We start from the raw sequence: 23,821 nt of genomic DNA, 5'->3' as shown, positions 1-23,821 counted from the left end.
GGCCTGATCGCGCCGATGGGGCGACCGAGCCTGCGTGGCCTGGCCGCGCGAGCGCCCCAGTCGGGCCGCGGTGATGCCGGGCCGCCGACCTGCGCGCCCCGGTCGCCCGGTCCTCAGCCGCGCGACCGATCCGCCAGCAGCTCACCCAACGCCACCAGCTGCGGCGTAGCCGACCCGAGCAGGAACTCCAGCCGTTTCGCCGCCACGAAATACCTATGCACCAAGTGATCCACGTCGATCCCCACCCCACCGTGAACGTGGACCGTCGTGTGGGCGACCCGGTGGCCCGCCTCCGCCGCCCAGAACTTCGCCGTCGCCACCTCCTCCGCCGCCGGGAGGTCCGATGCCAGCCGCCATGCTGCCTGCAGCGTCGTCAAGCGGATCGCTTCCACGTCCACGTACGCGTCCGCCAGCCGCTGGCGGACCGCCTGGAACCCGCCGATCACGTGGTCGAACTGCTTGCGCTCCGCCGCGTACGCCGCCGTCAGCTCCAGTGCCCGCTCGGCCACCCCCAGCTGCTGTGCGCACACCCCGACCGTTCCGCGCAGCAGCAGCCACTCGCCGATGTCGCCCAGCGACACTCCCGGCACCTCGGACAGCTCGACCAGCGCCGCGTCCGCGTGGTCGACCGTCGCCTGCGGGCGCACCGACACCCCGTCGGCCGCCGCGTCGACCAAGAACACCTCGTCCGGAGCCGCGATCAGGAAACCGTGGGCGAAAGCGCCGAACGGCACCGCCGACGACGTGCCGGACAAGCGGCCGCCCGAGGCGCTGAACCCCGACAACGCCACCGCTAGAACGCGTTCTCCTCGCAGCACCGGCAGCACCCAGCGGTCCACCAGTTCCGGCGTGCCGAACTCGGCCAGCGCCGACGCCGCCATCGTGATCGACGTCAGGTACGGCACCGCCGCCACCGCGCGGCCCAGCTCCGTCAGCACCGCGCACTGCTCCAGCAGCCCGAACCCGCCGCCGCCCAACGACGACGGCAAGGCCGCGTCCAGGACGCCCGCCTGGCCCAGGGCCGTCCACAATGGAGCGTCGAAGCCGCCGGTGCCGTGGGGGTCGTGGGTGGCCTTGTCCGCGGTGATCCGGCGGGTCAGCGCGGCCAGGTCGGCCGACGCCTCGGAAGGGGTGAAGTCCATGAGACGCTCCTAGCGCGTGACGGGCAGGCCGAGGGCGGTCGCGGCGATCATGTCCCGCTGGATCTCGTTGGTGCCGCCGCCGAAGGTCAGGATCAGCGCCGACCGGTGCAGCCGCTCGATCCGGCCCGCCAGCAGCGCCCCCGGTGAGCCCTCCCGGACCACCGCCGCCGCGCCGAGGACCTCCATCAGCAGGCGGTACGCCTCGATCGCGAACTCCGTGCCGTACACCTTCGTCGCCGACGCCTCCGCCGGGCCCAGCTCGCTCGCCGCGGCCGCCCAGGCGATCCGCCAGTTCCGCAGCTTCAAGTACTCCGCGCCCGCGTGCACCCGCGCGAGGTGCGAGCGCACCCACTCCTGCTCGATGGCGCCGGTTTCGCGCGCCCACTCCAAGACGTCCGCGAGCGCCTTGCGGACCGGTGCCGACGACGTCAGCGCGACGCGCTCGTGGTTGAGCTGGTTGGTGATCAGCGGCCAGCCCGCGTTCTCCTCGGCGACCCGCGCCGACACCGGCACGCGCACGCCGTCGTAGTACGTCGCGCTCGTGCCCGCGCCCGCGACCGTGTGCACCTTCGTCCAGGAGAACCCCGGCGACGACGTCGGCACGATCAGCATCGACAGCCCGCGGTGCTTCTTCGCGTCCGGGTCCGTCCGGACGGCGAGCCAGACGTAGTCCGCGTACTCGATCAGGCTGGTCCACATCTTCTGGCCGGTGACGACGTACTCGTCGCCGTCGCGCTCGGCGCGCGTGCGCAGCGACGCGAGGTCGGTGCCCGCCTCCGGTTCGGAGTAGCCGATCGAGAAGTGCAGCTCGCCCGCGGCGATCTTCGGCAGGTAGAACGCCTTCTGCTCCTCGGTGCCGTACCGCATGATCGTCGGCCCGACCGTGTTCACCGTGAGGAACGGGACCGGGACCCCGGCGACGGCCGCTTCGTCGGTGAAGATGAGCTGGTCGAGCATCGACCGGTCCTGCCCGCCGTACTCCTTCGGCCAGCCCAGCGCGAGCCAGCCGTCCTTGCCCAGCTGCCGGACGATCTCCTTGTACGCCAAGCCGTCGCCGTACTCGCCGCCGCCCGAGCGGAGCCCCTCCCGGCGCTCGGGCGTCATCAGCTCGGCGAAGTACTCCCGCAGCTCCTCGGCCAGTGCCCGTTGCTGGGGCGTGTAGTCGATCCGCACCCGTCACCTCGATCCGGCGTTACACTAGAACCTGTTCTAGTTGTACCAGGACTCACGCGGTGGAGGAAGCATGGAGATCGGCGTCGACCGTTCGCTCTGCGAGGCGAACGCGGTGTGTGTGGGCTTCGCGCCGGACGTCTTCGACCTCGACGACGACGAAGAGCTCGTCATCCAGCCGGGCCCGGTCCCGGCCGATCGCGTAGAACAAGTTACAGATGCGGTCAAAGGTTGTCCGAAGAACGCCCTGTTCATCGCCGGTTAGCGCCGTTCACCGAAGGGCTTGCCGAAAACAAGAACAGATTCTAATGTAGGCGCGATCACAGGACTCGACGAGGAGGCCGTGCGTGAGCCTGACCGGCAGGACAGCGATCGTGACGGGCGCCGCCGCGGGATTGGGCCGGGCCGAGGCGCTCGCCCTCGCCGCGCGGGGCGCCACGGTCGTCGTCAACGACATCAGCGAGCCCAAGGACGTCGTCGGCGAGATCGAAGCGGCGGGCGGCAAGGCCGTCGCGGTCGCCGGGGACGTCGGCGAACGCGCCACCGCGGACGCGCTGACCGAAGCGGCGCTGGACCTCGGCGGGCTCGACATCGTCGTGAACAACGCGGGCGTGCTGCGCGACCGCATGCTGTTCTCGATGTCCGACGACGACTGGGACACCGTGCTGCGGGTCCACCTGCGCGGGCACTTCCTGTTGTCCCGCAACGCCGCCAGGCACTGGCGCGACAAGTCCAAAGCGGACGGACAGCCGGTGTACGGGCGGCTGGTCAATACCGCGTCCGAGGCGTTCCTGATCGGCTCGCCCGGCCAGCCCAACTACGCCGCGGCGAAGGCGGGCATCACCGCGCTCACCATGTCCGCCGCGCGCGGCCTGGCCAAGTACGGCGTCCGCGCCAACGCGATCTGCCCGCGCGCGCGGACGGCGATGACCGAAGGCGTGTTCGGCGCCGCTCCCGCCGAGGGCGCCGACCCGCTTTCGGTCGAGCACGTCGCCCCCTTCGTCGCCTACCTCGCCTCGCCCGCGGCTGAGCACGTCAACGGCCAGGTGTTCGTCGTCCACGGCGGCACGGTCGCCCTCGTCGAAGCGCCGCGGATCGAGCACCGCTGGTCCCTCGACGAGCTGGAGACGTCGGTCAGCGCGTTCTTCGCCGACCGCGACCCCGGCCGGATGTTCGCCGCCACCGAGATCCTGGGAGAGTCATGAGGCTGGACGGGAAGATCGCCCTGATCACCGGCGCCGCGCGCGGCCAGGGCGAAGCGGCCGCACGCGCGTTCGTCGCCGAGGGCGCCCGGGTGCTGATCGCCGACATCCTGGACGACGAGGGCAAGCAGCTCGCCGCCGAACTGGGGGAGCAGGCCGTCTACCAGCACCTCGACGTCGGCGACGAGGACGGCTGGGCGGCCGCGGTCGAGCGCGCCACCACCGAGTTCGGCGCGCCGAACGTGCTGGTCAACAACGCGGGCATCCTGCACTTCTCCGAGCTGGGGAAGACCACGCTGGCCGACTACGAACGCGTGATCCGGGTGAACCAGATCGGGGCGTTTCTCGGGATGCGCTCGGTCGTTGAACCGATGACCGCCGCCGGCGGTGGCTCCATCGTCAACGTGTCCTCTGTGGAGGGTCTGGCCGGGATGCCCTACCTCGTCGCCTACACCGCGAGCAAGTTCGCGATCCGCGGGATGACCAAGGTCGCGGCGATGGAGCTCGGCAAGAAGCACATCCGCGTCAACTCGGTGCACCCGGGCGCGATCGATACCCAGATGGTTTCGACGGCGGCCGGCGGGCAGAAAGTCGACATGTCCTACGTCGGGAAGAAGGTCGCCCTCGGGCGGGTCGGGCAGCCGGACGACGTCGCGAAGCTCGTGTTGTTCCTGGCCAGCGACGAGAGCGCGTACTGCACGGGAGCGGAGTTCGTCGCGGACGGCGGGGCGACGGCGACGCACGCCCTCAACTTCTAGTTAACACCGCTAACGAAAACCGGGCACCGGGTGTGGAGAAGACTCGGGGGTGACTGACTACTGGGAGGTGTGGTGAGCGAGAGCAGTGGCACGCTCCCGGGAACCGCGGCCCTGACCCAGGTCGGCCGCATGGCGACGCTTTCCTGGGAAGTGCTCCGCGCGATCTTCAAGCGGCCCTTCCAGGCCCGCGAGTGGATCCAGCAGTGCTGGTTCTTCGCGAGCGTCACGATCCTGCCGACCGCGTTGGTGGCCATCCCGTTCGGTGCGGTGATCGCGTTGCAGCTCGGCTCGCTGACCGCGCAGATCGGCGCGCAGTCGTTCACCGGCGCGGCCAGCGCGCTGGCGATCGTGCAGCAGGCCAGCCCGCTGATCACGGCGTTGCTCGTCGCGGGCGCGGGCGGCAGCGCGGTCTGCGCGGACATCGGGGCCCGCAAGATCCGGGAAGAGATCGACGCCATGGAGGTCCTCGGCGTCAACCCGGTCCAGCGCCTGATCGTGCCGCGCGTGCTTGCCGCCATGGTGGTTTCGGTGCTGCTGAACGGCTTGGTCAGCGTGGTCGGCGTGCTCGGCGGCTACTTCTTCAACGTCGTCCTCCAAGGCGGCACGCCCGGCGCGTACCTGGCCAGCTTCAACGCGCTCGCCCAGGTGCCGGACCTCTGGATCAGCGAGATCAAGGCGCTGCTGTACGGCTTCGTCGCCGGGGTCGTGGCGGCGTTCCGCGGGCTGAACCCGCCGCCCGGGCCGAAGGGCGTCGGCGACGCCGTCAACCAGGCCGTGGTCATCACGTTCCTGCTGCTGTTCCTCATCAACGTCGTGCTCACCGCGATCTACCTGCGGATCGTCCCGCCGAAGGCGATGTGATGACCGCAGAGCCCCTCGACCGCGACCGGACGCTCGAGTACATCGCGCGCCCGGGCCAGAGCCTGGAAGGGCTCGGCAAGCAGCTCGCGTTCGCCGCGAAAGCGCTCGCCTGGTCGCCGCGCACGATCCGCCGCTACAGCCGGGAAACGCTGCGGTTGCTGACCGAGGTCTGCTTCGGCACCGGCGGCTTGGCCGTCATCGGCGGCACGCTCGGCGTGATGATCGGGATGACGCTTTTCACCGGTCTCATCGTCGGCCTCCAGGGCTATTCCGCGCTCAACCAGCTCGGGACGGCCGCGCTCACCGGGTTCATCTCCGCCTACTTCAACACCCGCGAGGTCGCGCCGCTCTCGGCCGGGCTCGCGCTGAGCGCGACCGTCGGCTGCGGCTTCACCGCCCAGCTCGGCGCGATGCGCATCTCCGAGGAGATCGACGCGCTCGAAGTGATGGGCGTGCCGAGCATGCCGTACCTGGTGACGACGCGGGTGCTCGCCGGTGTCGCCGCGGTGATCCCGCTGTACGCCGTCGGCCTGCTCTCGAGCTACCTCGCCTCGCGGCAGATCACCATCTGGCTCTACGGCCAGTCCGCGGGCACCTACGACCACTACTTCACCCTGTTCTTGCCACCCGGCGATGTCCTCTGGTCGTTCGGGAAGGTGATCGTGTTCAGCGTGCTCGTGATCCTGTCCCACTGTTATTACGGCTTCAACGCGAGCGGTGGCCCGGCCGGGGTCGGCGTCGCGGTCGGCCGCGCGGTGCGGACGTCGATCGTGCTGATCTCGGTGCTGGACTTCTTCCTGTCGCTCGCGATCTGGGGGGCGAACACCACGGTGAGGATCTCCGGATGAGGCGCGAGCTCTGGCAGCGGCTCCGGTACCAGGTGCTGGGGCTGGCCTTCCTGCTCGTCGCCGCGTTGTTCATCGCGTTCACCCTCGCCGTCTACAACAAGGCGTTCACGCCGGTGACGCTGGTGAAGCTGGAAACCGACCGCGTCGGCAGCCAGCTGCGCACCGGCGGCGACGTCAAGGTCCGCGGCATGCTCGTCGGCGAGGTCCGGTCGGTTCAGGCGAAAGGCGACCACGCCGAGCTGGAGCTGGCGCTCGACCCGGACAAGACGGCCGTCATCCCCAAGAACGTCGCCGCGCGGCTGCTGCCGAAGACGTTGTTCGGTGAGCGGTACGTCGCCCTGCAGCTGCCCGAGAAGTCCGCCGGGCCGATCGAGGCGGGCGACGTCATCCCGCAGGACCGCAGCAGCGCGGCGATCGAGCTGCAGAAGGTCCTCGACGACGTGATGCCGCTGCTGCAGGCCGTCCAGCCCGAGAAGCTGTCGAGCACCCTCACCGCCGTGTCGACCGCGCTCGACGGGCGCGGCAAGCAGCTCGGCGAGACGCTCGCGCAGCTGTCGGACTACCTCGGCAAGCTCAACCCGTCGCTGCCGGACGTCAAGGCCGACATCAGCGGCCTCGCGAACGTCGCCGACACCTACGACAAGGCGGCCCCGGACCTGCTGCAGGCCCTGTCGGATCTGACCACCACGAGCCGCACGATCGTCGACCAGCGCGCGCAGCTGACCGACCTCTACGCGACCGTCACGGCGGCTTCGGTGGACCTCTCGAACTTCCTGCAGGTCAACAAGGACAACCTGATCCGGCTCACCACGGCCGTCCAGCCGACGCTCGACGTCCTGGCGAAGTACGCGCCCGAGTACCCGTGCCTGCTGCAGCAGCTCGCGGAGTCGGTGCCGCGGGCGGAGCTGGCCTTCGGCAAGGGCACCGCGCACCCGGAAGTCAGCCGGGTCACCATCGAGTTCGCCGCGAGCCGCGGCAAGTACCTGCCCGGCGTCGACGAGCCGAAGTACGAGGACAAACGCGGCCCGCGCTGCTACCCGTCCGTCCCGCACCCCGGGGTGTGGCCGCAGTACCCGCCGGACGGCGCGATCAAGGACGGCTCCAGCAAGCCCCCGCCGCCGAAGTACCCGCCCGAGGAGCTGCCCGCCGGGGGTGGCGCCATCGGCGGGTCCGGCACGATCGTCGGCTCGAGCTACGAGCGCGACCTGATCGACCTGCTCGCCTCGCCCGCGCTCGGCACCGCGCCGGGTGACGTGCCCGGCTGGGCGGGCCTGCTCGTCGGGCCGCTCTACCGCGGGACGGAGGTGGAGCTGAAGTGAGGAGCTTCGTCCCGTCGCTGGTGAAGCTGGCGGTGTTCGCCGTCGTCACCGTGCTGCTCACCGGCGTCCTCGCGGCGACGATCGCGAACACGAACTTCGGCGAGACGTCCGGGTACCTGGCCAAGTTCACCGACGCGTCCGGGCTCAAGGAGGGCGACGACGTCCGCATCGCCGGGGTCAAGGTCGGCCAGGTCGACGCGATCGAGGTGGTCGAGGGTGAGCGCAACCTGGCGCAGGTGCGGTTCGACGTCGAGCACACCTACCGGCTGCCGGAGTCGGTGACCGCGACGATCAAGTACCGCAACCTCGTCGGCCAGCGCTACCTCGCGCTCGGCACCGACGTCCCGGGCGACAAGGCGCTGCCCGACGGCGGCACGATTCCGCCCGAGCGCACGAAACCCGCGCTGAACCTCACCGTGCTGTTCAACGGGTTCAAGCCGCTGTTCAAGGCGTTGAGCCCCAAGGACGTCAACCAGCTGTCGGCCGAGATCATCAGCGTCTTCCAGGGCGAGGGCGGCACGATCACCAGCCTGCTGCAGCACACGGCGTCGCTGACGAGCGCGATCGCGAGCAAGGACCAGGTGATCGGCCAGGTCATCGCGAACCTCAACACGGTGCTCGGCACCGTGAACCAGCGCGGCCCGCAGCTCGGCGACCTCATCGAGCAGACGCAGAAGCTGGTCAGCGGGCTGGCCGAGCAGCGCAAGCCGATCGGCGACGCGGTCAGCGCGCTCGGCGACCTCGCGGTGTCGACCACCGGGCTGCTCGCCGACGCGCGCCCGGCGCTGAAGGACGACGTCGCCCAGCTCGGCGTGCTGTCGCAGAACCTCGGTGACTCGGGCGAACTGATCAACCACCTCCTGGAAGTGCTGCCGGGCAACCTGCAGAAGTTCACCAGGACCCTGTCCTACGGCAGCTGGTTCAACTACTACCTGTGCGGGATCACCGGCACCATCGGCATTTCCTCGCTCGACATCACCCTGCCGATCGTTCCCATTCCCGGTACGCAGCGCGCGGAGAGGTGTGGCCCATGAGTCGTTCGGGGGGGCCAGGGGGGCTTGCCCCCCGGCCGGGGTCTGGGGCTAGGCCCCAGAGGACATGGAAGCCGCTGAAGGAACGCAACCAGGCGGGCGTGGGCGCGGTCGCGCTCGTGCTGATCGTGCTCGTCACGGCCACGACGTACTTCTCCGACCAGCTCCCGTTCTTCGGCAACGGCACGACGTACTCGGCGTACTTCGGCGAATCGGCCGGGCTGGCTCCGGACAACGAGGTCGAGGTCGCCGGGGTCAAGGTCGGCACTGTTTCTTCGGTGACGCTGAAAGGCAAGCAGGTGCTCGTGCGCTTCCGCGTCAAGGACGTCCGGGTCGGCGACGCGACGACGGCGTCCATCGAGATCAAGACCCTGCTGGGGGAGAAGTACCTCGCGCTCGACCCCAAGGGTGACGGCACGCAGGAACCGGACGACACGATCCCGCAGGCCCGCACGCGCACGCCGTTCCAGCTGCAGGACGCCTTCGAACAGCTGTCGACGACGGTCGGCGACATCGACACGAAACAGCTGGCCGACAGCTTCAACGCGCTTTCCGACAGCCTCAAGGACAGCCCGCAGTACCTGAAGGACACGCTGACCGGGTTGTCGTCGCTGGCCAAGACCGTGTCCTCCCGCGACGCCGACCTGCACACGCTGCTGGCCAACACGAGCCAGGTGTCGAAGACGCTGTCCGACCGCAACGCCCAGCTGCAGCGCGTGATCAGCGACGGCAACCTGCTGCTCACCGAGCTGCAGAACCGCAAGACCGCGATCCACGCGCTGCTCACCGGCACCCAGCAGCTGTCGCAGCAGCTCACCGGGCTCGTCCAGGACAACCGCGCGCAGCTGAAACCGACGCTGGACAAGCTCGGGAAGGTGACCGACATCCTGCAGCGCAACCAGGGCAACCTCGACAAGAGCCTGCAGCTGATGGCGCCGTTCGCCCGCGTCGGCGCGAACGCCACCGGCAACGGCCGCTGGTTCGAGGGCTACCTGTGCGGGCTGCTGCCGCCGACGATCAACGCCGGCGTCGTCACCATCAACCCCGAGGGCTGCACCCCGCCGATCGCGGCGCCGAACCAGGGGGTGGGCGGCCGATGACCATCCGCACCTACCGCGGCCGCAGCCTGGTGACGTGGCTGGCGTTCGCCTGCGTGCTCGCTTTGCTGCTCACCGCGGGACTTTGGCTCGTCTTCCGCGAAGCCACCGGCACGAAGCTGTCGGCGTACTTCGGCAAGACCGTCGGGCTCTACGCGGGCTCGTCGGTGCGCGTGCTCGGCGTGCCGGTCGGCGAGGTCACCGCTGTCACGCCGCAGGGTGACGCGGTGCGCGTCGACATGCGGGTGGACGACGTGCCGCTGCCCGCCGACGTCGGCGCGGTCGTCGTCGCGCCGAGCCTGGTCAGCGACCGGTACGTCCAGCTGACCCCGGCCTACGACAGCGGCCCGGTCCTGGCCTCCGGCACGGTGCTGGCCAAGGACCGCACGGCGACGCCGGTCGAGCTGGACGACCTGTACTCGAGCCTCGACAAGCTGTCGACGGCGCTGGGCCCGAACGGCGCGAACAAGGACGGCGCGCTCTCCGGCGTGCTCGACACGGCCGCGAACACGTTGAAGGGCAACGGAACCTCGTTGAACTCGACGGTCGGGCAGCTGGCCGAGCTGGCCAAGACCCTCGACGGCTCGAAGGACGACCTGTTCTCGACCGTGCAGAACCTGAACTCGTTCACCGGCGCCCTGGCCCAGAGCGACCAGCAGCTCAACGAGTTCTACGGGCGCGTCGCCGACGTCAGCCGGTTCCTCGCCGAGGACTCCGGTGATGTCGGGGCGGCGCTGCAGTCCCTCGGCGGGGCGCTCGGTGACGTCCAGCAGTTCGTCAACGACAACAAGACCGCGCTGGAATCCAATGTGGACAAGCTGGCGTCGCTGTCGAAGGTCCTCGTCGACCAGCGCGCCGCGCTCGCCGAGGTGCTCGACATCGCGCCGACCGGCGCCACCAACTTCATCAACTCCTACGACGCCGCGTCCGGCACCATCGCCGTCCGCGACAACCTCAACGAGATCACCAACCCGCCGATCCTCACAGTGTGCCGCCTGATCAGCGCGGGCACGCCGAAGGAAGTCCCGGACACGCTGGGGAACATCTGCAAGCAGCTGGCACCCGTGCTGGACGGCGCGTTGAAGCTGCCGACGATCCCGCAGGTGCTCAACTCCCTGCAGAACGGGACACTCCCGCCGTTGCCGCTCCCGCTCGTCGACGTCATGGAGCAGCTTTCGGGTGGTGCGAAGTGAACGGGCGCAAGCGGATCGCCGGGGCCCTGGCCGGGGTGCTCGTGCTCGCGGGCTGCAGCGACGGCGGGTTCAACGGCCTCTACGGCACGCCCCTGCCGGGCGGCGCCGACGTCGGCGACCACCCGTACCACGTCACCGCGCTCTTCACCGACGTCCTCGACCTGGTGCCGCAGTCCAGCGTCAAGGTCAACGACGTCGCCGTCGGGCGGGTCGACAAGATCGCGCTGACCCCGGACACGCGGTCGGCGCTGGTCTCGATGACCGTCAACGGCGACATCGCCTTGCCCGCCAACGCGCGCGCGGAGCTGAAGCAGTCTTCGCTGCTGGGCGAGAAGTTCGTCGAACTGAGCGTGCCCACGGCGGAACCGGCCACCGGTCACCTGGCCGACGGCGCGCAGATCCCGCTCGGGCGCACCAACCGCAACCCCGAGGTCGAGGAGGTGCTCGGCGCGCTTTCCCTGCTGCTCAACGGCGGCGGCGTCGAGCAGATCCAGAAGATCAGCCACGAGCTGAACGACGCGTTGTCGGGCAACGAGCCGGAGATCCGCGCCCTGCTGTCCCGGGTGGACGAACTGGCGACCCAGCTCGACGGGCACAAGACCGAGATCCTGCGGGCGATCGACGGGCTCGCCAAGCTGTCCGAGACGTTGACCAGCCAGACGCAGAACCTGACGAACGCCCTCGACAATCTCGCGCCGGGCCTGAAGATCATCACCGACCAGCGCGACCAGCTCGTCGGCATGCTGAACGCCCTCACCACGCTCTCCGGCGTCGCGGTGGACACGGTGACGAAGAGCCGCGACCAGCTCGTCGCGAACCTCAAGGCCCTGCAGCCGACGCTGACCAAGCTCGGCGAGGCGGGCCAGAACCTGCCGACGGCGCTGCGGATCCTGCTGACCTACCCGTTCCCGGACTACGCGGGCAACGTCATCAAGGGCGACTACGCGAACGTCGAGGCGAACGTGAACCTCGACCTGGACACGCTGATCGGGAACTTCGCGAACTCGTCGCAGCCGCCGGTCGCGCTGCCGCAGAAGCTCGGCGGTCAGCAGGCGCCCGTGGCGCCGCCGCTGCCGTTGCCGGACCTCGGCTCGGTCCCGCAGGCGGCGGGCCCCGGCCTGCTGGGTGGCCTCCTCGGCCTGGTCGGGGGTGGCCGGTGACCACGCGCAAGATCCGCATCCAGCTGTTCGCGTTCGTCATCATCGCGGTGGTCTCGGTCGTCTACGCCGGCGGCCGCTACGCCGGACTGGACCGGCTCTTCGGCAGCCGCGGCTACGTCGTCACGGCGCAGCTCACCGACTCCGGCGGCATCTTCGTCAACTCCGAGGTCGCCTACCGCGGGGTGACGGTCGGGCGGGTGACCGGGCTGACGCTGACCGAGCACGGCGTCGACGTCGCCCTCGACATCGACGCGGGCGCGCCGGACATCCCGGCGGACGCGCACGCGCAGGTGGCGAACCGGTCGGCGGTGGGGGAGCAGTTCGTGGATCTCCTCCCGCAGCACGACGGCGGGCCGTTCCTCAAGGACGGTTCGGTGATCACGGCGGACAAGACGTCGCTGCCGCCGTCGCCGGACACGGTGCTGTCGCATTTGGACGATCTGGTCGCGAGCGTGCACCCGGAGTCGCTGCGGACGGTCGTCGACGAAACGTACAACGCGTTCGCGGGTGCCGGGCCGGAGCTGCAGCAGCTACTGGACAGCGCGGGTTCGCTGACCGCCGTCGCCGCGCAGTACGTCCCGCAGACGCAGGGGTTGTTCGCGAACTCGCGGGTCGTGCTGGACACGCAGCAGCGGCAGGCGGCGAACATCACCGACTTCGCTTCCGGCCTGCGCACGATCGCCGGGCAGCTCAAGACGTCGGACCCGGACCTGCGGCGCGTGATCGCGCAGGCGCCGCAGCTGAGCAGGCAGATCAGCGACGTGCTCGCCGCGTCCGGCACCGATCTCGGCGTGCTGTTCGCGAACCTGCTCACCACCGCGCAGATCACGACGTCCCGGAAGGACGCGATCGAGGAACTGCTGGTGGCGTACCCGATCATCGGGGCGTTCGGGCCGTCGACGTCCCCGGACGGCACGGGCCACCTGGGCGTGGTGTTCAACTTCTTCGACCCGGCTTCGTGCACGAAGGGCTACGAGGGGACGAAGCAGCGTCCGGCGAACGATCTTTCGGAAGCGCCGGTGAACCTGAACGCGTACTGCGCCGAGCCGCCGGGCAGCCCGACCGGGGTGCGGGGTGCGCAGAACGCGCCTTACGCGGGGAAGCCGCCCGCGATCCCGGCGGCACCACAGCAGCAGGCCGCATCGGCGCCGCAGCCGTTGCCGGGGATGCTGAGCTTGCTGACGGGGCCGTCGGCGGGTGGGCTCGGCAAGTTGCTGGGCGCGCCGTGAAGCTGCGGTTCCTGGTGGTGCTGGCGGTGGTGTCGGTGCTGGCGGCGGCGGTGTCGGGCTGGTCGTGGTGGCGGGCGGCGGCCGACGACGCGTCGGCGCGGGGCCGCGACCGCGACGCGGTGCTGGCGGCGGCGGGCCCGGAGCTGGTCACGTTGAACACGATCGACTACCGCACGGCGGCGGCGGACGTGGACCGGTGGATAGCGGCGACGACGGGCCAGTACGGCAAGGACCTCGCGGGCGACCGCCAGCTGCAGATCGACCGGGCGACCACGGCCCGCACGGTGTCGTCGGCATCGTTGGTCCAGGCGGCGGTGACGGAGATCTCCGCGGAGACGGCGAGGCTCCTGGCGGTGCTGGACGTCCGGGTGTCGACGGGTGGGGGCGCGGCGGCCCAGCGGTTGAACCGCTTGACAGTCGACGTGTCCCGGTCCCCGGACGGGTGGAAGATCAGCGGCGTCCAGGCGGCGGGCTCATGAAGCGGGTGCTGGCGGCGGTGGTGGTGCTGGCGCTGGGCTGCACGGTGTGGTTCGGCATCGAGGCGGCTTCTCTTTCGCCGGGGGACAACCTCGCCCTTGTGGATACCGCGGCGACTGCTTCGGTCTCCGACGAGGTGAGTGATGCCGTCAAGTCGGTGTTTTCGTACGACTACGCGAACCTGGCCCGGACCGAGCGGGCGGCGGCGGAGGTTTTGACGGGGGAGGCGGTGGGCCAGTACCAGGCCCAGTTCGCCTCGGCCCGGACCCGCGCGACGGCGGAGAAGCTCGTGCGAACGACGACCGTGCGGGCCGTGGGGGTGCGGACCCTGCGGGGGGATTCCGCGGAGCTGCTGTTGTTCCTGGACCAGCAGACGGTGGCTCAGGACGGGGGAGCGCCGACGTCGTCGGTGGCGCAGCTGGCGGTGACGGCGAAACGGGTCGACGGCCACTGGAAGCTGGCCACGCTGACGGCGCTCTAGCCGTCCCAGACGGCCGCGCCTTGGCGGATGACCTCCACATCGGACTCGACCGTCACCGGCCACAGCTCCACGACGTACCGGTAGTGCTCCCCGAACTCGTGCTCGTTCCACGTCACCGGAGGCGGCCCGGCCGGGACGTACGAAACCCGCACCCGGTACCGCCCCACCGGCACGGACAAGAACTTCTCCTGCCACGGATAGTCCGCGGGCCCGGAAATCACGATTTTCCCGCTCGGAACCGGAAGATCCGCTTCCACGACGTGCTCGGCCTCCGCCAGGACCGCGGGCGCCGCAGCGAACACCGTCACCGACGACTCGACCACGTCCGAGCGCGCCGTCGCGATCGCGACACCTCCGGGTTCTGCCCCGATCCGGTGATCCAGCGCGGAATCGGTCCAGCCGCTGCCGTCCAGGCGGGATCCGGAGTCGCGCAACGAGAACTGCCGCTGGTCGGCGTGGACGACTAGGTGCACACGAACCACCCTAGCCAGGACCCGCCCCGAAATGGTATCGACGCCGGGTTTAGCGTTGACGGCATGACCACTGCTTCCGTCGACGTCGACACTGCCCGCCGAGACTACGCGGCCCTGGTCGACCGAGGCCTCTCCCTCGACATCACCCGCGGCAAGCCGTCGCCGCAGCAGCTCGACCTCGCCGACGGGCTGCTCACCCTCCCCGGTGACGGCGCCACCAAGGCCGAGGACGGCACGGACGTCCGCAACTACGGCGGACTCAAGGGCCTGCCGGAGCTGCGCCGCATCTTCGCCGGCCCGCTGCAGGTCCCCGCCGAGCAGCTGCTCGCCGCGGGCAACTCGAGCCTCGAGCTGATGCACGACGCCGTCGTCCAGGCGCTGCTGTCGAAGCTCCCCGGTGCCGAGCGCCGCTGGGCCGACGAGCCCACCCTGAAGTTCCTCGCGCCCGTCCCGGGCTACGACCGGCACTTCGCCCTCACCGAGCGCTTCGGCATCGAGCTCGTCCCGGTCCCGATGACCGACCAGGGCCCGGACATGGACGCCGTCGAGACGCTGGTCGCCGAGGACGCCGCCGTCAAGGGCATCTGGTGCGTGCCGAAGTACAGCAACCCGACCGGCGTCACGTTCAGTGACGACGTCGTCAAGCGGCTCGCCACCATGACCACCGCGGCGCCCGACTTCCGGATCTTCTGGGACAACGCCTACGCCGTGCACCACCTGACCGACGACGAGCCGGCCCTCGCCGACATCCTCGCGCTCGCCACCGAGGCCGGCAACGCCGACCGCGTGTTCGTCTTCGGCTCCACCTCGAAGATCACCTACGCCGGGGCCGGCGTCGGCTTCTTCGGCGCGTCCGAGGCCAACCTCGCCTGGTGGATCGGGAACATCGGCAAGCGCACCATCGGCCCCGACAAGGTCAACCAGCTGCGCCACGCCCACTTCCTCAAGGACGAGGACGGCGTCCGCGCGCACATGCGCAAGCACGCCGAGATCATCGGCCCGAAGTTCGAGGCCGTCGACCGCATCCTCACCGAGGAGCTGTCGGACCTCGCGTCGTGGACCAAGCCGACCGGCGGGTACTTCGTCTCGCTGACCGTGCCGGAGGGCACGGCGAAGGAGGTCGTGCGGCTGGCCAAGGAGGCCGGGGTCGCGCTGACCCCCGCCGGGGCGACCCACCCGTACGGCGACGACCCGGCCGACGCCGTCATCCGCATCGCGCCGACGTTCCCGAAGCTCGCCGAGGTCGAAGAGGCCGTGCGCGCGCTCGCCGTGTGCGTCCGGCTCGCCGTCGCGCAGCGCGGCTGACCTGCGAAAACAGAATCGGGAAGAACTTTTTCCCGATTTGACCGAGCCGGGGGCCGTCCAGGTACGTATCACCGTTGGGTGAGGTGGACGAACTCGTCACGAGAGGACGTCCCCCGGTGTTCGGAAAACGCTACACACGGCAGCTGATCGAGCGCAGCGCGGAGAACGCGACCGACCGCCGCCGCTTCCTCAAGGCCGCGGGAGCGGCGGGGCTCGGCGTCGCGGGTGCCGGCGCGCTCGGCACGGCGCTGTCGCTGGGCCTCGGCTCGGCGGGCGCCACTTCGCAGTACCCGGAGCAGAACGCGAAAGACGCCGCCGCCAGCGACGCCGCGGTGCTGAACTTCGCGCTCAACCTGGAGTACCTCGAGGCGAACCTGTACTCGTTCGCCGTCAACGGGTACGGGCTGAACGACAAGTACGTCAACGGCGTCGGCAACCTCGGCAAGGTCTCCGGCGGGCACCAGGTGAAGTTCAAGAGCGAACACACCAAGCAGATCGTCGAGGAGATCGCCGGCGACGAGATCGCCCACGTGACGTTCCTGCGCAAGGCGCTCGACAAGGCCGCCGTCGCGCAGCCGGAGATCGACTTCCAGAACAGCTTCACCGCCGCCATGCAGGCCGCGGGGCTGATCAACCAGTACCAGACGTTCGACCCGTTCGCGAGCGAGAACAACTTCCTGCTCGCCGCGTACCTGTTCGAAGACGTCGGCGTGTCGGCCTACAAGGGCGCGGCGCCGCTGGTGAACAACAAGACGTTCCTCGACGCGGCGGCCGGCATCCTCGCGGTCGAGGCCTACCACGCCGGCATCGTGCGTTCGCAGCTGTTCGAACGCGGCCTCGGCGACGTCACGAACAAGATCTCCGACGCCCGCGACAGCCTCGACGGCAAGGCCGACGACGACGAAGGCGTGCTCAAGGACGGCAAGGCGAACCTCGTCCCGGCGGACGCCAACGGCATCGCGTTCGGCCGCGCCGCCGACCGCGTGCTCAACATCGCCTACCTCAACCCGGACAAAGCGTCCTCGGGCGGCTTTTTCCCGCGCGGCCTCAACGGCGACATCGCCGCCAGTGGCGCGAAGGAGTGAGCCCCGCGTGCCGCCGTCGCGGTAGGGTCGCGGGCGGCGGCACGCGGAGTTCACGGGGGGATTCGGGATGCGGGTACTGGTCGCGGGTGGCGGGATTTCCGGCACGGTCACGGCGATGGCGCTGAAGCTCGCCGGGCACGAACCGGTGGTGTTCGAGGCCTACCCGGCGGGCGGCGACGACATCGGCGCGTTCCTGACGATCATGCACAACGGCATGGACGCCCTGCGCGCGATCGGCGCCGACGGACCGGTGATCGAGGCGTCCTTCGCGGCGTACGGCGTCGAGCTGGTGGCTCCGACCGGCGAAACGGTGGGGCAGCGCGAGTTCGACACCGAAGGCCTCGACGGGCCGCGCACGCTGACCCGCGCGACGCTGTACGGCGTTTTGCAGGACGAGGCCGCGCGGCGCGGGATCCCGCTGGAGCGCGGCCGCCGTCTGGTGGGCGCGCGGCCGGGCCCGGACGGGATCACGGCCGAGTTCGCCGACGGCACCACCGAAACGGGTGACGTGGTGGTCGGCGCGGACGGGTTGCGGTCGGTCGTCCGGCGGCTGATCGACCCGGCCGCGGACGAGCCGCGCTACACGGGGTTGACCGTCGTGTACGGCTACACGCGCGCGCCCGGGCTGCCCGCGGCGCCCGGGATCTACCGGATGGTCCGCGGCAGCAAGGCGGCGTTCGGGTTCACGACCGACCCCGAGGGCGCGACGTTCTGGTTCGCCCGCATCCCGGACGCGGAACGCTCGCGCGAGGAGATCGCCGCGGTGACCCCGGCCGGGTGGCGCGAGTTCGCGCACGCGGCGTTCGCGGAGGATCCGCTGCCGTGCAAGGACATCATCGCGGCAACGGGCGACGAGGTGTTCGGCGGCCATTCGTACGACGTGCCGGAGACGCGCATCTGGTCGACCCCGCGGATGGTCCTGGTGGGAGACGCGGCGCACGCGGCCTCCCCGGCGGCGGGGCAGGGCGCGTCGATGGCGCTGGAGGACAGCGTGGTGCTGGCGAAGTGCCTGCGAGACTTGCCGGACCCGGCGTCGGCTTTCGCGGCGTACGAGGAATTGCGGCGCGAGCGGGTGGAGAAGCTGGTGAAGGCGAGCGCGGGCGGAGACGTCGGCGAAGAGCGCGGCTGGCTGTACTCGCACCACATCGACTGGAACGCGAAGATCACCGCCTGACCAAGCGCCCCAAGGCGGCCTTGGTTGCGTCAGACGCACCCAAGGCGGCCTTCGTTGCGTCTCACGCACCGAAGGCCACATTGGGGCGCTTGGGACCTAGCGGCCCGGGCGGGCGCCGCAGGAGTCGCGGACCACCAGTTTTGTCGGCAGCAGCACCGGTTCCGGTGCCTCCCCGTTCTCGATCATGCTCAGCAACGCGCCCGCCGCCGCTGTGCCGAAGCCCGGTTTGTCCTGGGCCACCGTCGTCAGCGCCGGGTCCACCAGCGACGCCACCTCGATGTCGTCGAAGCCCACCACCGCCAGGTCGTCCGGGACCCGCAGTCCCGCCGCGCGGGCCGCCAGCAACGCCCCGACCGCCATTTCGTCGCTCGCCGCGAACACCGCCGTCGGCGGGTCCTTGCGCGCCAGCAGCCGTCGCATGCCCACGAATCCGCTCTCGCGGTAGAAGTCGCCCGTCACCACGTAGTCCTCGCGCGCCACCAGTCCCGCCTCGGCCAGCCCTCGCCGGTACCCCTCGGTGCGGGCGGCCGCCGGGGCGTTGTCGCGCGGCCCGGTGATCGTCGCGATCCGGTCGTGGCCCAGCGCCGCCAGGTGCCGGACCGCCTCCGCCGCGCCCGCCGCGTTGTCCGACGTCACGTACGTCGCCCGTGAGCCGGACAACGCCACGTCCAGCGCGACGCACGGCAACCCCGACTGCGCGAACGTCGTGAACGCGTCCGCGTCCGTGCCGCTGTCGATCAGCACCAACCCGGCCAGGTGGTGGCGGCGCGTCATGCCGATGTAGGCCACCGGGTCGGCCAGCGACACGCCCGGGTTGCGGCTGCGCGCGTCGTCGCTCGTCGCGAGCAGCAGCAGGTGGTAGCCGTGCGAACTGAGCGCGGACTTCAAGCCCAGCAACAGGTCCTGCAGGAACGGGTGCCGCCAGCCCGGCCGCCGGTGGTCGGTGTCCCAGACCAGCCCGATCATCGCCGACCGCTGCCGCGACAACGCGCGCGCCGACTCGTTCGGCGAAAAATCCAGCTCGCGGGCGACGCGCTCGACGCGTTCGCGCGTCGACGCGCTGACCGTGGCGGGGCGGTTGAAGACCCGCGACACGGTCGCGACCGACACTCCGCAGAGCTGCGCGACCTCGCGAGCCGTGACCATGTAGACCTCCGTCCTGTAACCGGTTACATTCGTAGCACATGATCTCGTGCAGGGTAAACGCCAACCCTGGTTACCATTTCGTTACTTGACGGAATACGGCTGGGAGCGCTCTCATGGGTCCCGCGTTTTCCGACCGCCAGAACAACGGAGATCTCATGCGCCCGAAAACGACATCCCGCCGGATCCGCCCGCTCGCCGTGGCGTGCGCCGCGCTGGCCGCGGTCACCGCGCTGACCGCCTGCGGGGGCGGCGACGCCGGCGGCGGCAAGGTCAAGCTCAGCCTCGGCCTCTTCGGCAACTTCGGCTACACCGACCTGATCAAGGAGTACCAGGCCGCGCACCCGGACATCGAGATCACCGAGCGGACCGCGTCCTACTCAGACCACCACAAGAACCTCGCCGCGCACCTGGCCACCGGCGGCGGTGCCGCCGACATCGAGGCGATCGACACCGGCTACGTCGCCCAGTTCAAGGCGACGCCGGACAAGTTCGTCGACCTCAACACCGTCGGCGGCGACAAGCTCAAGGACCGCTGGCTGAGCTGGAAGTGGTCGGCCTCGCTCGCCAAGGGCGGGCAGCAGATCGGCTACGGCACCGACGTCGGCGGCCTGGCCATCTGCTACCGCCGCGACCTGTTCAAGGCCGCCGGGCTGCCCGAAGACCGCGACGCCGTCTCCGCGCTCTGGCCCACGTGGCAGGCGTTCTTCGACGCGGGCAAGCGCTTCCAGCAGCACGCGCCGAACGGCGTCAAGTTCATGGACGGCGGCCCGACCGTGCTCAACGCGATCGTCGGCCAGGCACCGGTCGGCTACTACGACCAGAACGACAAGCTCGTCGTCGACAGCAACCCGGCGCTGCGCCAGGGCTGGGACCTCGTGGTCGACGCGGTCAAGGCGAACCTCTCCGCCGGGCTGCTCTACAGCACGCCGACCTGGAACACCGGGTTCACGCAGGGCCAGTTCGCCACCGTCACCTGCCCGGCCTGGATGATGACGAAGATCAAGGACCAGGCGCCGGACACCGCGGGCAAGTGGGACGTCGCGAGCGTGCCCGGCGGGGGCGGCAACTGGGGCGGCTCGTACCTGACCGTGCCGAAGCAGGGCAAGCACGCGAAGGAAGCCGCCGAGCTCGCCGCCTGGCTGACCGCGCCCGAGCAGCAGGCGAAGGTCTTCACCAGCAAGGGCCTGCTGCCCTCGACGCCGTCGCTCTACGACGACCCGAAGATCACCGGCTACACGAACCCGTTCTTCAACAACGCTCCCGTCGGCAAGGTCTTCACCGACGCGGCGAAGAAGCTGAACCCGCAGTACCAGGGCCCGAAGGCCGGTGACGTCCAGACGGAGTTCGGCAACGCGATGCAGCGCGTCGAGCAGGGCAAGCAGGACGGCGCGGCGGCGTGGCAGCAGCTGGTCGGTGACGTCTCGAAGCTGCAGAGCTGATGGCGGTCGACACGCCGACCTTCGCCGAGCGGCGGCACAAGTGGGACACCAAGCTGTCGCCGTTCGGCTTCATCAGCCCGTACTTCCTCATCTTCGGCGTCTTCGGGCTGTTCCCGTTGCTGTACACGGCGTTCGTGTCGCTGCAGAAGCGCAACCTGCTCGACGCCGAGGGCGCGACGTTCATCGGGTTCGGCAACTACGAGCGGCTGCTGTTCCACGACCCGTACTTCTGGAACGCGATGGGGAACACGGTCAGCCTGTGGCTGCTGACCACGATCCCGCAGATCCTCTTCGCGCTCGGCATCGCACACCTGCTCAACCGCAGGCTGCGCGGCCGGACACTGTTCCGGATGGGGATGATCCTGCCGAACATCACCTCGGTGGCGGCGGTGACGATCATCTTCGCGCAGCTGTTCGGCCGGGACTTCGGCCTGGTCAACTGGGTGCTGAGCTGGTTCGGTGCCGGTCAGGTCGACTGGCAGGCCGGCACCGCCAGCTCGCACACGGCCATCGCGGCGATGGTCGTGTGGCGCTGGACCGGCTACCACGCGCTGATCTTCCTGGCGTCGATGCAGGCGATCCCGTCGAGCATGTACGAGGCCGCCACCCTCGACGGCGCGCGCGGGTGGCAGCAGTTCTGGCGGATCACCGTCCCGCTGCTGCGGCCGCAGATCATCTTCTCCACGGTGATCGCGACGACCGGGAACATGCGGCTGCTGGCCGAGCCGCTGCTGTTCAACCCGGGCACGGCGGCCGCCACCGGCGGGTCGGACCGGCAGTTCCAGACCGCCGCGCTCTACCTCTACGAGCAGGGCTTCACCAAGTACGACTTCGGCTACAGCTCGGCGATCGCGCTGATCCTGGCCGTGGCCACGATGCTCGTCGCGGGCCTGTCGTACCTGGTGACCCGGCGCATCCAAACGGACTGAGGAGCGGACATGACTTCCGTGCTGACCCCGGCCGCGCCCGCGCCGCCGTCCGCTTCGCCGGGGCGGATCCGGCGCATCGGCAAGCGGGTGGCGAGCCCGTGGACCTACGCCGCGCTGATCGCGATCCTGGCCGGTTCGGCGTTCCCGGTGTACTGGTCGTTCGTCGTCTCCTCGCAGACGACGGAGGCGGTGGGGAGCGTGCCGCCGGTGCTCGTCCCCGGCGGGCACCTGTTCGAGAACATCGCCCGCGTCTTCGACGAGACGGACTTCGCGCTGGCGCTGGGGAACTCGCTCATCGTCGCGGGCACGATCACCGTGTCCGTGGTGCTGTTCTCGACGCTCGCCGGGTTCGCCTTCGCCAAGCTCCGCTTCCGCGGCCGCACGTTCCTGCTCCTGCTCGTGGTCGCCACCCAGGCGATCCCGACCGAGCTCGGCGTCGTCCCGCTGTACATGATGATGGCCGACTTCGGCTGGGCCGGTGAGCTGCAGGCGGTCATCGTGCCCGGGCTGGTCACCGCGTTCGGCGTGTTCTTCATGCGCCAGTACTTCGAACGCGCACTGCCGCTGGAGCTGCTGGAGGCCGGGCGGATGGACGGCTGCGGCTCGCTGCGGCTGTTCTGGCACGTGGCGCTGCCCGCGGCCCGCCCGGCCGCGGCGGTGCTCGGGCTGTTCACGTTCATGCAGGCCTGGAACGACTTCTTCTGGCCGCTGGTGGTGCTGGTGCCGGAGAACCCGACCGTCCAAACCGCACTGTCCACCCTGGCCAGCGGCTACACCACCGACTACACGCTCGTGCTCACCGCCGCCACCATCGGCACCGTCCCCGTCCTGCTCGTGTTCCTGCTGTTCGGCCGCCAGATCGTCGGCGGCATCATGCAGGGCGCGCTCAAGGGCTGACCCTCCCGGGAGCTCACTGTGACTTCCAGCTTCCCGCCCGGCTTCCGCTGGGGCGTGGCCACTTCGGCGTTCCAGATCGAGGGCGCCACCACCGCGGACGGCCGCGGACCGTCCATCTGGGACACCTTCGCGGCGGTGCCCGGCGCGGTCGCCGGCGGCGACACCGGGGAACCGGCGGCCGACCACTACCGGCGCTGGGCCGGCGACCTCGACCTGCTCACCGAACTGGGCGTCGACGCCTACCGGTTTTCGGTGTCCTGGCCGCGGGTCCAGCCGGACGGCCGCCGCGCCGAACGCCGTGGCCTCGACTTCTACCGGCGGCTCGCGGAAGCGTTGCGGGAGAAGGGGATCGAGCCGTTCCTGACGCTGTACCACTGGGACCTCCCGCAGGCGCTGGAGGATGCCGGGGGCTGGCGGTCGCGCGACACGGCCCTGCGGTTCGCCGACTACGCGGCCTTGGTGCACGCGGAGCTGGGCGACGTCGTCGAGCACTGGACGACGCTGAACGAGCCGTACCCGTGCGCGGTCGCGGGCTACGGCGAGGGCCGCCACGCGCCGGGTGCGAAGGAGGGCCACGGCGCGCTCGCCGCGGCTCACCACCTGCTGCTCGGCCACGGCCTGGCCGTCCGGGCGATGCGGGCGCAGGCGACCCCGCAGCACCAGTTCGGCGTGGTGCTCAACCAGTCGCCCGTGGTGCCGGTGTCATCGTCGGCCGCGGACGCCGCCGCGGCGGCCCGCCAGGACACGCTGCTGCGCCGCCAGTTCACCGACCCGTTGTTCGGCGGCCGGTACGCGCCGGGCCTCGGGGCGATGTTCGACCGCGTCTCGGACTTCTCGTTCCGGCTCGACGGCGACCTGGCGGTGATCGGCGAACCGCTCGACTACCTCGGCGTGAACTACTACTACCGGCTCCACGTCGCGGACGCCCCGCACCGCGAGCCGGACCCGGCGCGGCGCACGGCGGCCGACATCGGGGTGGACACCTCGCAGTTGCCGGACGTGCCGCGCACGGGCATGGGCTGGCCGGTGGAGCCCGAGGGCCTGACCGAGGCACTGGTCGGCCTGCACAACCGCTACCCAGGGCTGCCGCCGGTGTACGTCACGGAGAACGGCTGCGTGTACCCGGACCGCAGTGACTTCGCCGACTACGAGCGCATCACGTTCCTGAACGAGCACATCGAAGCGGCTCGCACCGCCGCGGCGGCGGGCGTCGACCTGCGGGGCTACTTCTGCTGGTCGCTGCTGGACAACTTCGAGTGGGCGCACGGGTACAAGCACCGGTTCGGCCTGGTCCACGTCGACTACGCGACGCAGGTCCGCACGCCGAGGGCGAGCTTCCGCTGGTACCGCGACTTCATCACCGCCCAGCGCACCCCGTAAAGCCGTGAAGGCCACCTCGCGGAAC

24 protein-coding genes are annotated in these 23,821 nt (G+C 70.3%); 20 read left to right on the top strand and 4 right to left on the bottom strand.

The window, feature by feature from the left end:
- Positions 1 to 113: 113 nt before the first annotated feature.
- A complete protein-coding gene (locus QP939_RS50345) occupies positions 114 to 1,142 on the bottom strand; it encodes an acyl-CoA dehydrogenase family protein (RefSeq protein WP_285454080.1) in 1,029 nt (342 codons plus the stop codon).
- A 9-nt stretch (positions 1,143 to 1,151) separates the two neighbouring features.
- A complete protein-coding gene (locus QP939_RS50340; protein WP_285454079.1) occupies positions 1,152 to 2,315 on the bottom strand; it encodes an acyl-CoA dehydrogenase family protein in 1,164 nt (387 codons plus the stop codon).
- Between the two features lie 70 nt (positions 2,316 to 2,385).
- On the opposite strand from QP939_RS50340, the gene QP939_RS50335 reads away from it, so the two are divergent.
- The 13 genes from QP939_RS50335 to QP939_RS50275 all read left to right on the top strand — a co-directional run bounded on the left by QP939_RS50335 (position 2,386) and on the right by QP939_RS50275 (position 13,968).
- Entirely contained in the window at positions 2,386 to 2,577 is a 192-nt protein-coding gene (locus QP939_RS50335) for a ferredoxin (protein WP_285454078.1), read from the top strand.
- A gap of 82 nt (positions 2,578 to 2,659) precedes the next feature.
- Entirely contained in the window at positions 2,660 to 3,517 is an 858-nt protein-coding gene (locus QP939_RS50330; RefSeq protein WP_285454077.1) for a 3-oxoacyl-ACP reductase, read from the top strand.
- Positions 3,514 to 4,272 carry a glucose 1-dehydrogenase gene (locus QP939_RS50325; RefSeq protein ID WP_285454075.1) on the top strand — a complete coding sequence of 253 codons (759 nt, stop codon included), beginning with the start codon at positions 3,514 to 3,516 and terminating at the stop codon, positions 4,270 to 4,272. The genes QP939_RS50330 and QP939_RS50325 overlap by 4 nt, the downstream gene beginning before the upstream one ends.
- A 129-nt stretch (positions 4,273 to 4,401) precedes the next feature.
- A complete protein-coding gene (locus tag QP939_RS50320) occupies positions 4,402 to 5,133 on the top strand; it encodes an MlaE family ABC transporter permease (protein ID WP_285460034.1) in 732 nt (243 codons plus the stop codon).
- Positions 5,133 to 5,981 carry an MlaE family ABC transporter permease gene (locus tag QP939_RS50315; RefSeq protein WP_285454074.1) on the top strand — a complete coding sequence of 283 codons (849 nt, stop codon included), beginning with the start codon at positions 5,133 to 5,135 and terminating at the stop codon, positions 5,979 to 5,981. The genes QP939_RS50320 and QP939_RS50315 overlap by 1 nt, the downstream gene beginning before the upstream one ends.
- Positions 5,978 to 7,300, top strand: a complete 1,323-nt coding sequence (locus QP939_RS50310) for an MCE family protein (RefSeq protein ID WP_285454073.1) — start codon at positions 5,978 to 5,980, stop codon at positions 7,298 to 7,300. The genes QP939_RS50315 and QP939_RS50310 overlap by 4 nt, the downstream gene beginning before the upstream one ends.
- A complete protein-coding gene (locus QP939_RS50305; protein ID WP_285454072.1) occupies positions 7,297 to 8,334 on the top strand; it encodes an MCE family protein in 1,038 nt (345 codons plus the stop codon). The genes QP939_RS50310 and QP939_RS50305 overlap by 4 nt, the downstream gene beginning before the upstream one ends.
- Before the next feature lie 98 nt (positions 8,335 to 8,432).
- A complete protein-coding gene (locus QP939_RS50300; RefSeq protein WP_285454071.1) occupies positions 8,433 to 9,431 on the top strand; it encodes an MlaD family protein in 999 nt (332 codons plus the stop codon).
- Positions 9,428 to 10,621, top strand: coding sequence for an MCE family protein (locus QP939_RS50295; RefSeq protein WP_285454070.1), 1,194 nt, complete (start codon positions 9,428 to 9,430; stop codon positions 10,619 to 10,621). Before QP939_RS50300 ends, QP939_RS50295 begins: the two co-directional genes overlap by 4 nt.
- Positions 10,618 to 11,781 (top strand): MCE family protein, encoded by a 1,164-nt coding sequence (locus QP939_RS50290; protein ID WP_285454069.1) that lies wholly within the window; start codon positions 10,618 to 10,620, stop codon positions 11,779 to 11,781. The genes QP939_RS50295 and QP939_RS50290 overlap by 4 nt, the downstream gene beginning before the upstream one ends.
- Positions 11,778 to 13,010 (top strand): MCE family protein, encoded by a 1,233-nt coding sequence (locus QP939_RS50285; RefSeq protein WP_285454068.1) that lies wholly within the window; start codon positions 11,778 to 11,780, stop codon positions 13,008 to 13,010. Before QP939_RS50290 ends, QP939_RS50285 begins: the two co-directional genes overlap by 4 nt.
- Positions 13,007 to 13,489, top strand: coding sequence for an Rv1363c family protein (locus QP939_RS50280; RefSeq protein ID WP_285454067.1), 483 nt, complete (start codon positions 13,007 to 13,009; stop codon positions 13,487 to 13,489). The genes QP939_RS50285 and QP939_RS50280 overlap by 4 nt, the downstream gene beginning before the upstream one ends.
- On the top strand, positions 13,486 to 13,968 hold the full coding sequence (locus QP939_RS50275) for a hypothetical protein (RefSeq protein ID WP_285454066.1): 483 nt from the start codon (positions 13,486 to 13,488) through the stop codon (positions 13,966 to 13,968). Before QP939_RS50280 ends, QP939_RS50275 begins: the two co-directional genes overlap by 4 nt.
- Here QP939_RS50275 and QP939_RS50270 read toward each other — a convergent pair.
- A complete protein-coding gene (locus QP939_RS50270) occupies positions 13,965 to 14,441 on the bottom strand; it encodes a hypothetical protein (protein WP_285454065.1) in 477 nt (158 codons plus the stop codon). The genes QP939_RS50275 and QP939_RS50270 overlap by 4 nt on opposite strands.
- Positions 14,442 to 14,504: 63 nt before the next feature.
- Here QP939_RS50270 and QP939_RS50265 point away from each other — a divergent pair, with 63 nt between their 5' ends.
- From QP939_RS50265 to QP939_RS50255, 3 genes are all read left to right on the top strand, one after another.
- A complete protein-coding gene (locus QP939_RS50265) occupies positions 14,505 to 15,746 on the top strand; it encodes an aspartate aminotransferase type Ic (protein ID WP_285454064.1) in 1,242 nt (413 codons plus the stop codon).
- Positions 15,747 to 15,862: 116 nt separating this feature from the next.
- Positions 15,863 to 16,831: a ferritin-like domain-containing protein gene (locus tag QP939_RS50260; protein WP_285454063.1), complete on the top strand. Its 969-nt coding sequence runs from the start codon at positions 15,863 to 15,865 to the stop codon at positions 16,829 to 16,831.
- Between the two features lie 67 nt (positions 16,832 to 16,898).
- A complete protein-coding gene (locus QP939_RS50255) occupies positions 16,899 to 18,005 on the top strand; it encodes an FAD-dependent oxidoreductase (protein ID WP_285454062.1) in 1,107 nt (368 codons plus the stop codon).
- A gap of 96 nt (positions 18,006 to 18,101) precedes the next feature.
- Here the strand turns inward: QP939_RS50255 and QP939_RS50250 are convergent, their stop codons facing one another.
- The gene (locus tag QP939_RS50250) at positions 18,102 to 19,151 is read right to left on the bottom strand and encodes a LacI family DNA-binding transcriptional regulator (RefSeq protein ID WP_285454061.1); all 1,050 of its coding nucleotides are present in this window, start codon (positions 19,149 to 19,151) and stop codon (positions 18,102 to 18,104) included.
- A gap of 155 nt (positions 19,152 to 19,306) precedes the next feature.
- Between QP939_RS50250 and QP939_RS50245 the strand changes: the two genes are divergently transcribed.
- From QP939_RS50245 to QP939_RS50230, 4 genes are read left to right on the top strand one after another with little or no spacing between them, the layout of a single operon-like run.
- A complete protein-coding gene (locus QP939_RS50245; RefSeq protein WP_285454059.1) occupies positions 19,307 to 20,590 on the top strand; it encodes an extracellular solute-binding protein in 1,284 nt (427 codons plus the stop codon).
- Positions 20,590 to 21,519, top strand: coding sequence for a carbohydrate ABC transporter permease (locus QP939_RS50240; protein WP_285454058.1), 930 nt, complete (start codon positions 20,590 to 20,592; stop codon positions 21,517 to 21,519). Before QP939_RS50245 ends, QP939_RS50240 begins: the two co-directional genes overlap by 1 nt.
- Positions 21,520 to 21,528: 9 nt before the next feature.
- Positions 21,529 to 22,416 (top strand): carbohydrate ABC transporter permease, encoded by an 888-nt coding sequence (locus QP939_RS50235; protein ID WP_285454057.1) that lies wholly within the window; start codon positions 21,529 to 21,531, stop codon positions 22,414 to 22,416.
- A gap of 18 nt (positions 22,417 to 22,434) precedes the next feature.
- Positions 22,435 to 23,796 (top strand): GH1 family beta-glucosidase, encoded by a 1,362-nt coding sequence (locus QP939_RS50230; RefSeq protein ID WP_285454056.1) that lies wholly within the window; start codon positions 22,435 to 22,437, stop codon positions 23,794 to 23,796.
- Positions 23,797 to 23,821 lie beyond the last annotated feature (25 nt).

It is taken from the genome of Amycolatopsis nalaikhensis (genome assembly GCF_030264295.1).
Classification (GTDB): domain Bacteria; phylum Actinomycetota; class Actinomycetes; order Mycobacteriales; family Pseudonocardiaceae; genus Amycolatopsis; species Amycolatopsis nalaikhensis.
The sequence above is the reverse complement of the archived record's forward strand: the minus strand, read 5'-3'. Positions and strand labels throughout refer to the sequence as shown.

Excerpts from the sequence above, each read along its gene's own strand:
- QP939_RS50345 (WP_285454080.1), bottom strand. The coding sequence starts at position 1,142 with ATGGACTTCACCCCTTCCGAGGCGTCGGCCGACCTGGCCGCGCTGACC.
- QP939_RS50335 (WP_285454078.1), top strand. The coding sequence starts at position 2,386 with ATGGAGATCGGCGTCGACCGTTCGCTCTGCGAGGCGAACGCGGTGTGT.
- QP939_RS50325 (WP_285454075.1), top strand. The coding sequence starts at position 3,514 with ATGAGGCTGGACGGGAAGATCGCCCTGATCACCGGCGCCGCGCGCGGC.
- QP939_RS50320 (WP_285460034.1), top strand. The coding sequence starts at position 4,402 with ATGGCGACGCTTTCCTGGGAAGTGCTCCGCGCGATCTTCAAGCGGCCC.
- QP939_RS50315 (WP_285454074.1), top strand. The coding sequence starts at position 5,133 with ATGACCGCAGAGCCCCTCGACCGCGACCGGACGCTCGAGTACATCGCG.
- QP939_RS50310 (WP_285454073.1), top strand. The coding sequence starts at position 5,978 with ATGAGGCGCGAGCTCTGGCAGCGGCTCCGGTACCAGGTGCTGGGGCTG.
- QP939_RS50295 (WP_285454070.1), top strand. The coding sequence starts at position 9,428 with ATGACCATCCGCACCTACCGCGGCCGCAGCCTGGTGACGTGGCTGGCG.
- QP939_RS50275 (WP_285454066.1), top strand. The coding sequence starts at position 13,486 with ATGAAGCGGGTGCTGGCGGCGGTGGTGGTGCTGGCGCTGGGCTGCACG.
- QP939_RS50265 (WP_285454064.1), top strand. The coding sequence starts at position 14,505 with ATGACCACTGCTTCCGTCGACGTCGACACTGCCCGCCGAGACTACGCG.
- QP939_RS50255 (WP_285454062.1), top strand. The coding sequence starts at position 16,899 with ATGCGGGTACTGGTCGCGGGTGGCGGGATTTCCGGCACGGTCACGGCG.
- QP939_RS50250 (WP_285454061.1), bottom strand. The coding sequence starts at position 19,151 with ATGGTCACGGCTCGCGAGGTCGCGCAGCTCTGCGGAGTGTCGGTCGCG.
- QP939_RS50245 (WP_285454059.1), top strand. The coding sequence starts at position 19,307 with ATGCGCCCGAAAACGACATCCCGCCGGATCCGCCCGCTCGCCGTGGCG.
- QP939_RS50240 (WP_285454058.1), top strand. The coding sequence starts at position 20,590 with ATGGCGGTCGACACGCCGACCTTCGCCGAGCGGCGGCACAAGTGGGAC.
- QP939_RS50235 (WP_285454057.1), top strand. The coding sequence starts at position 21,529 with ATGACTTCCGTGCTGACCCCGGCCGCGCCCGCGCCGCCGTCCGCTTCG.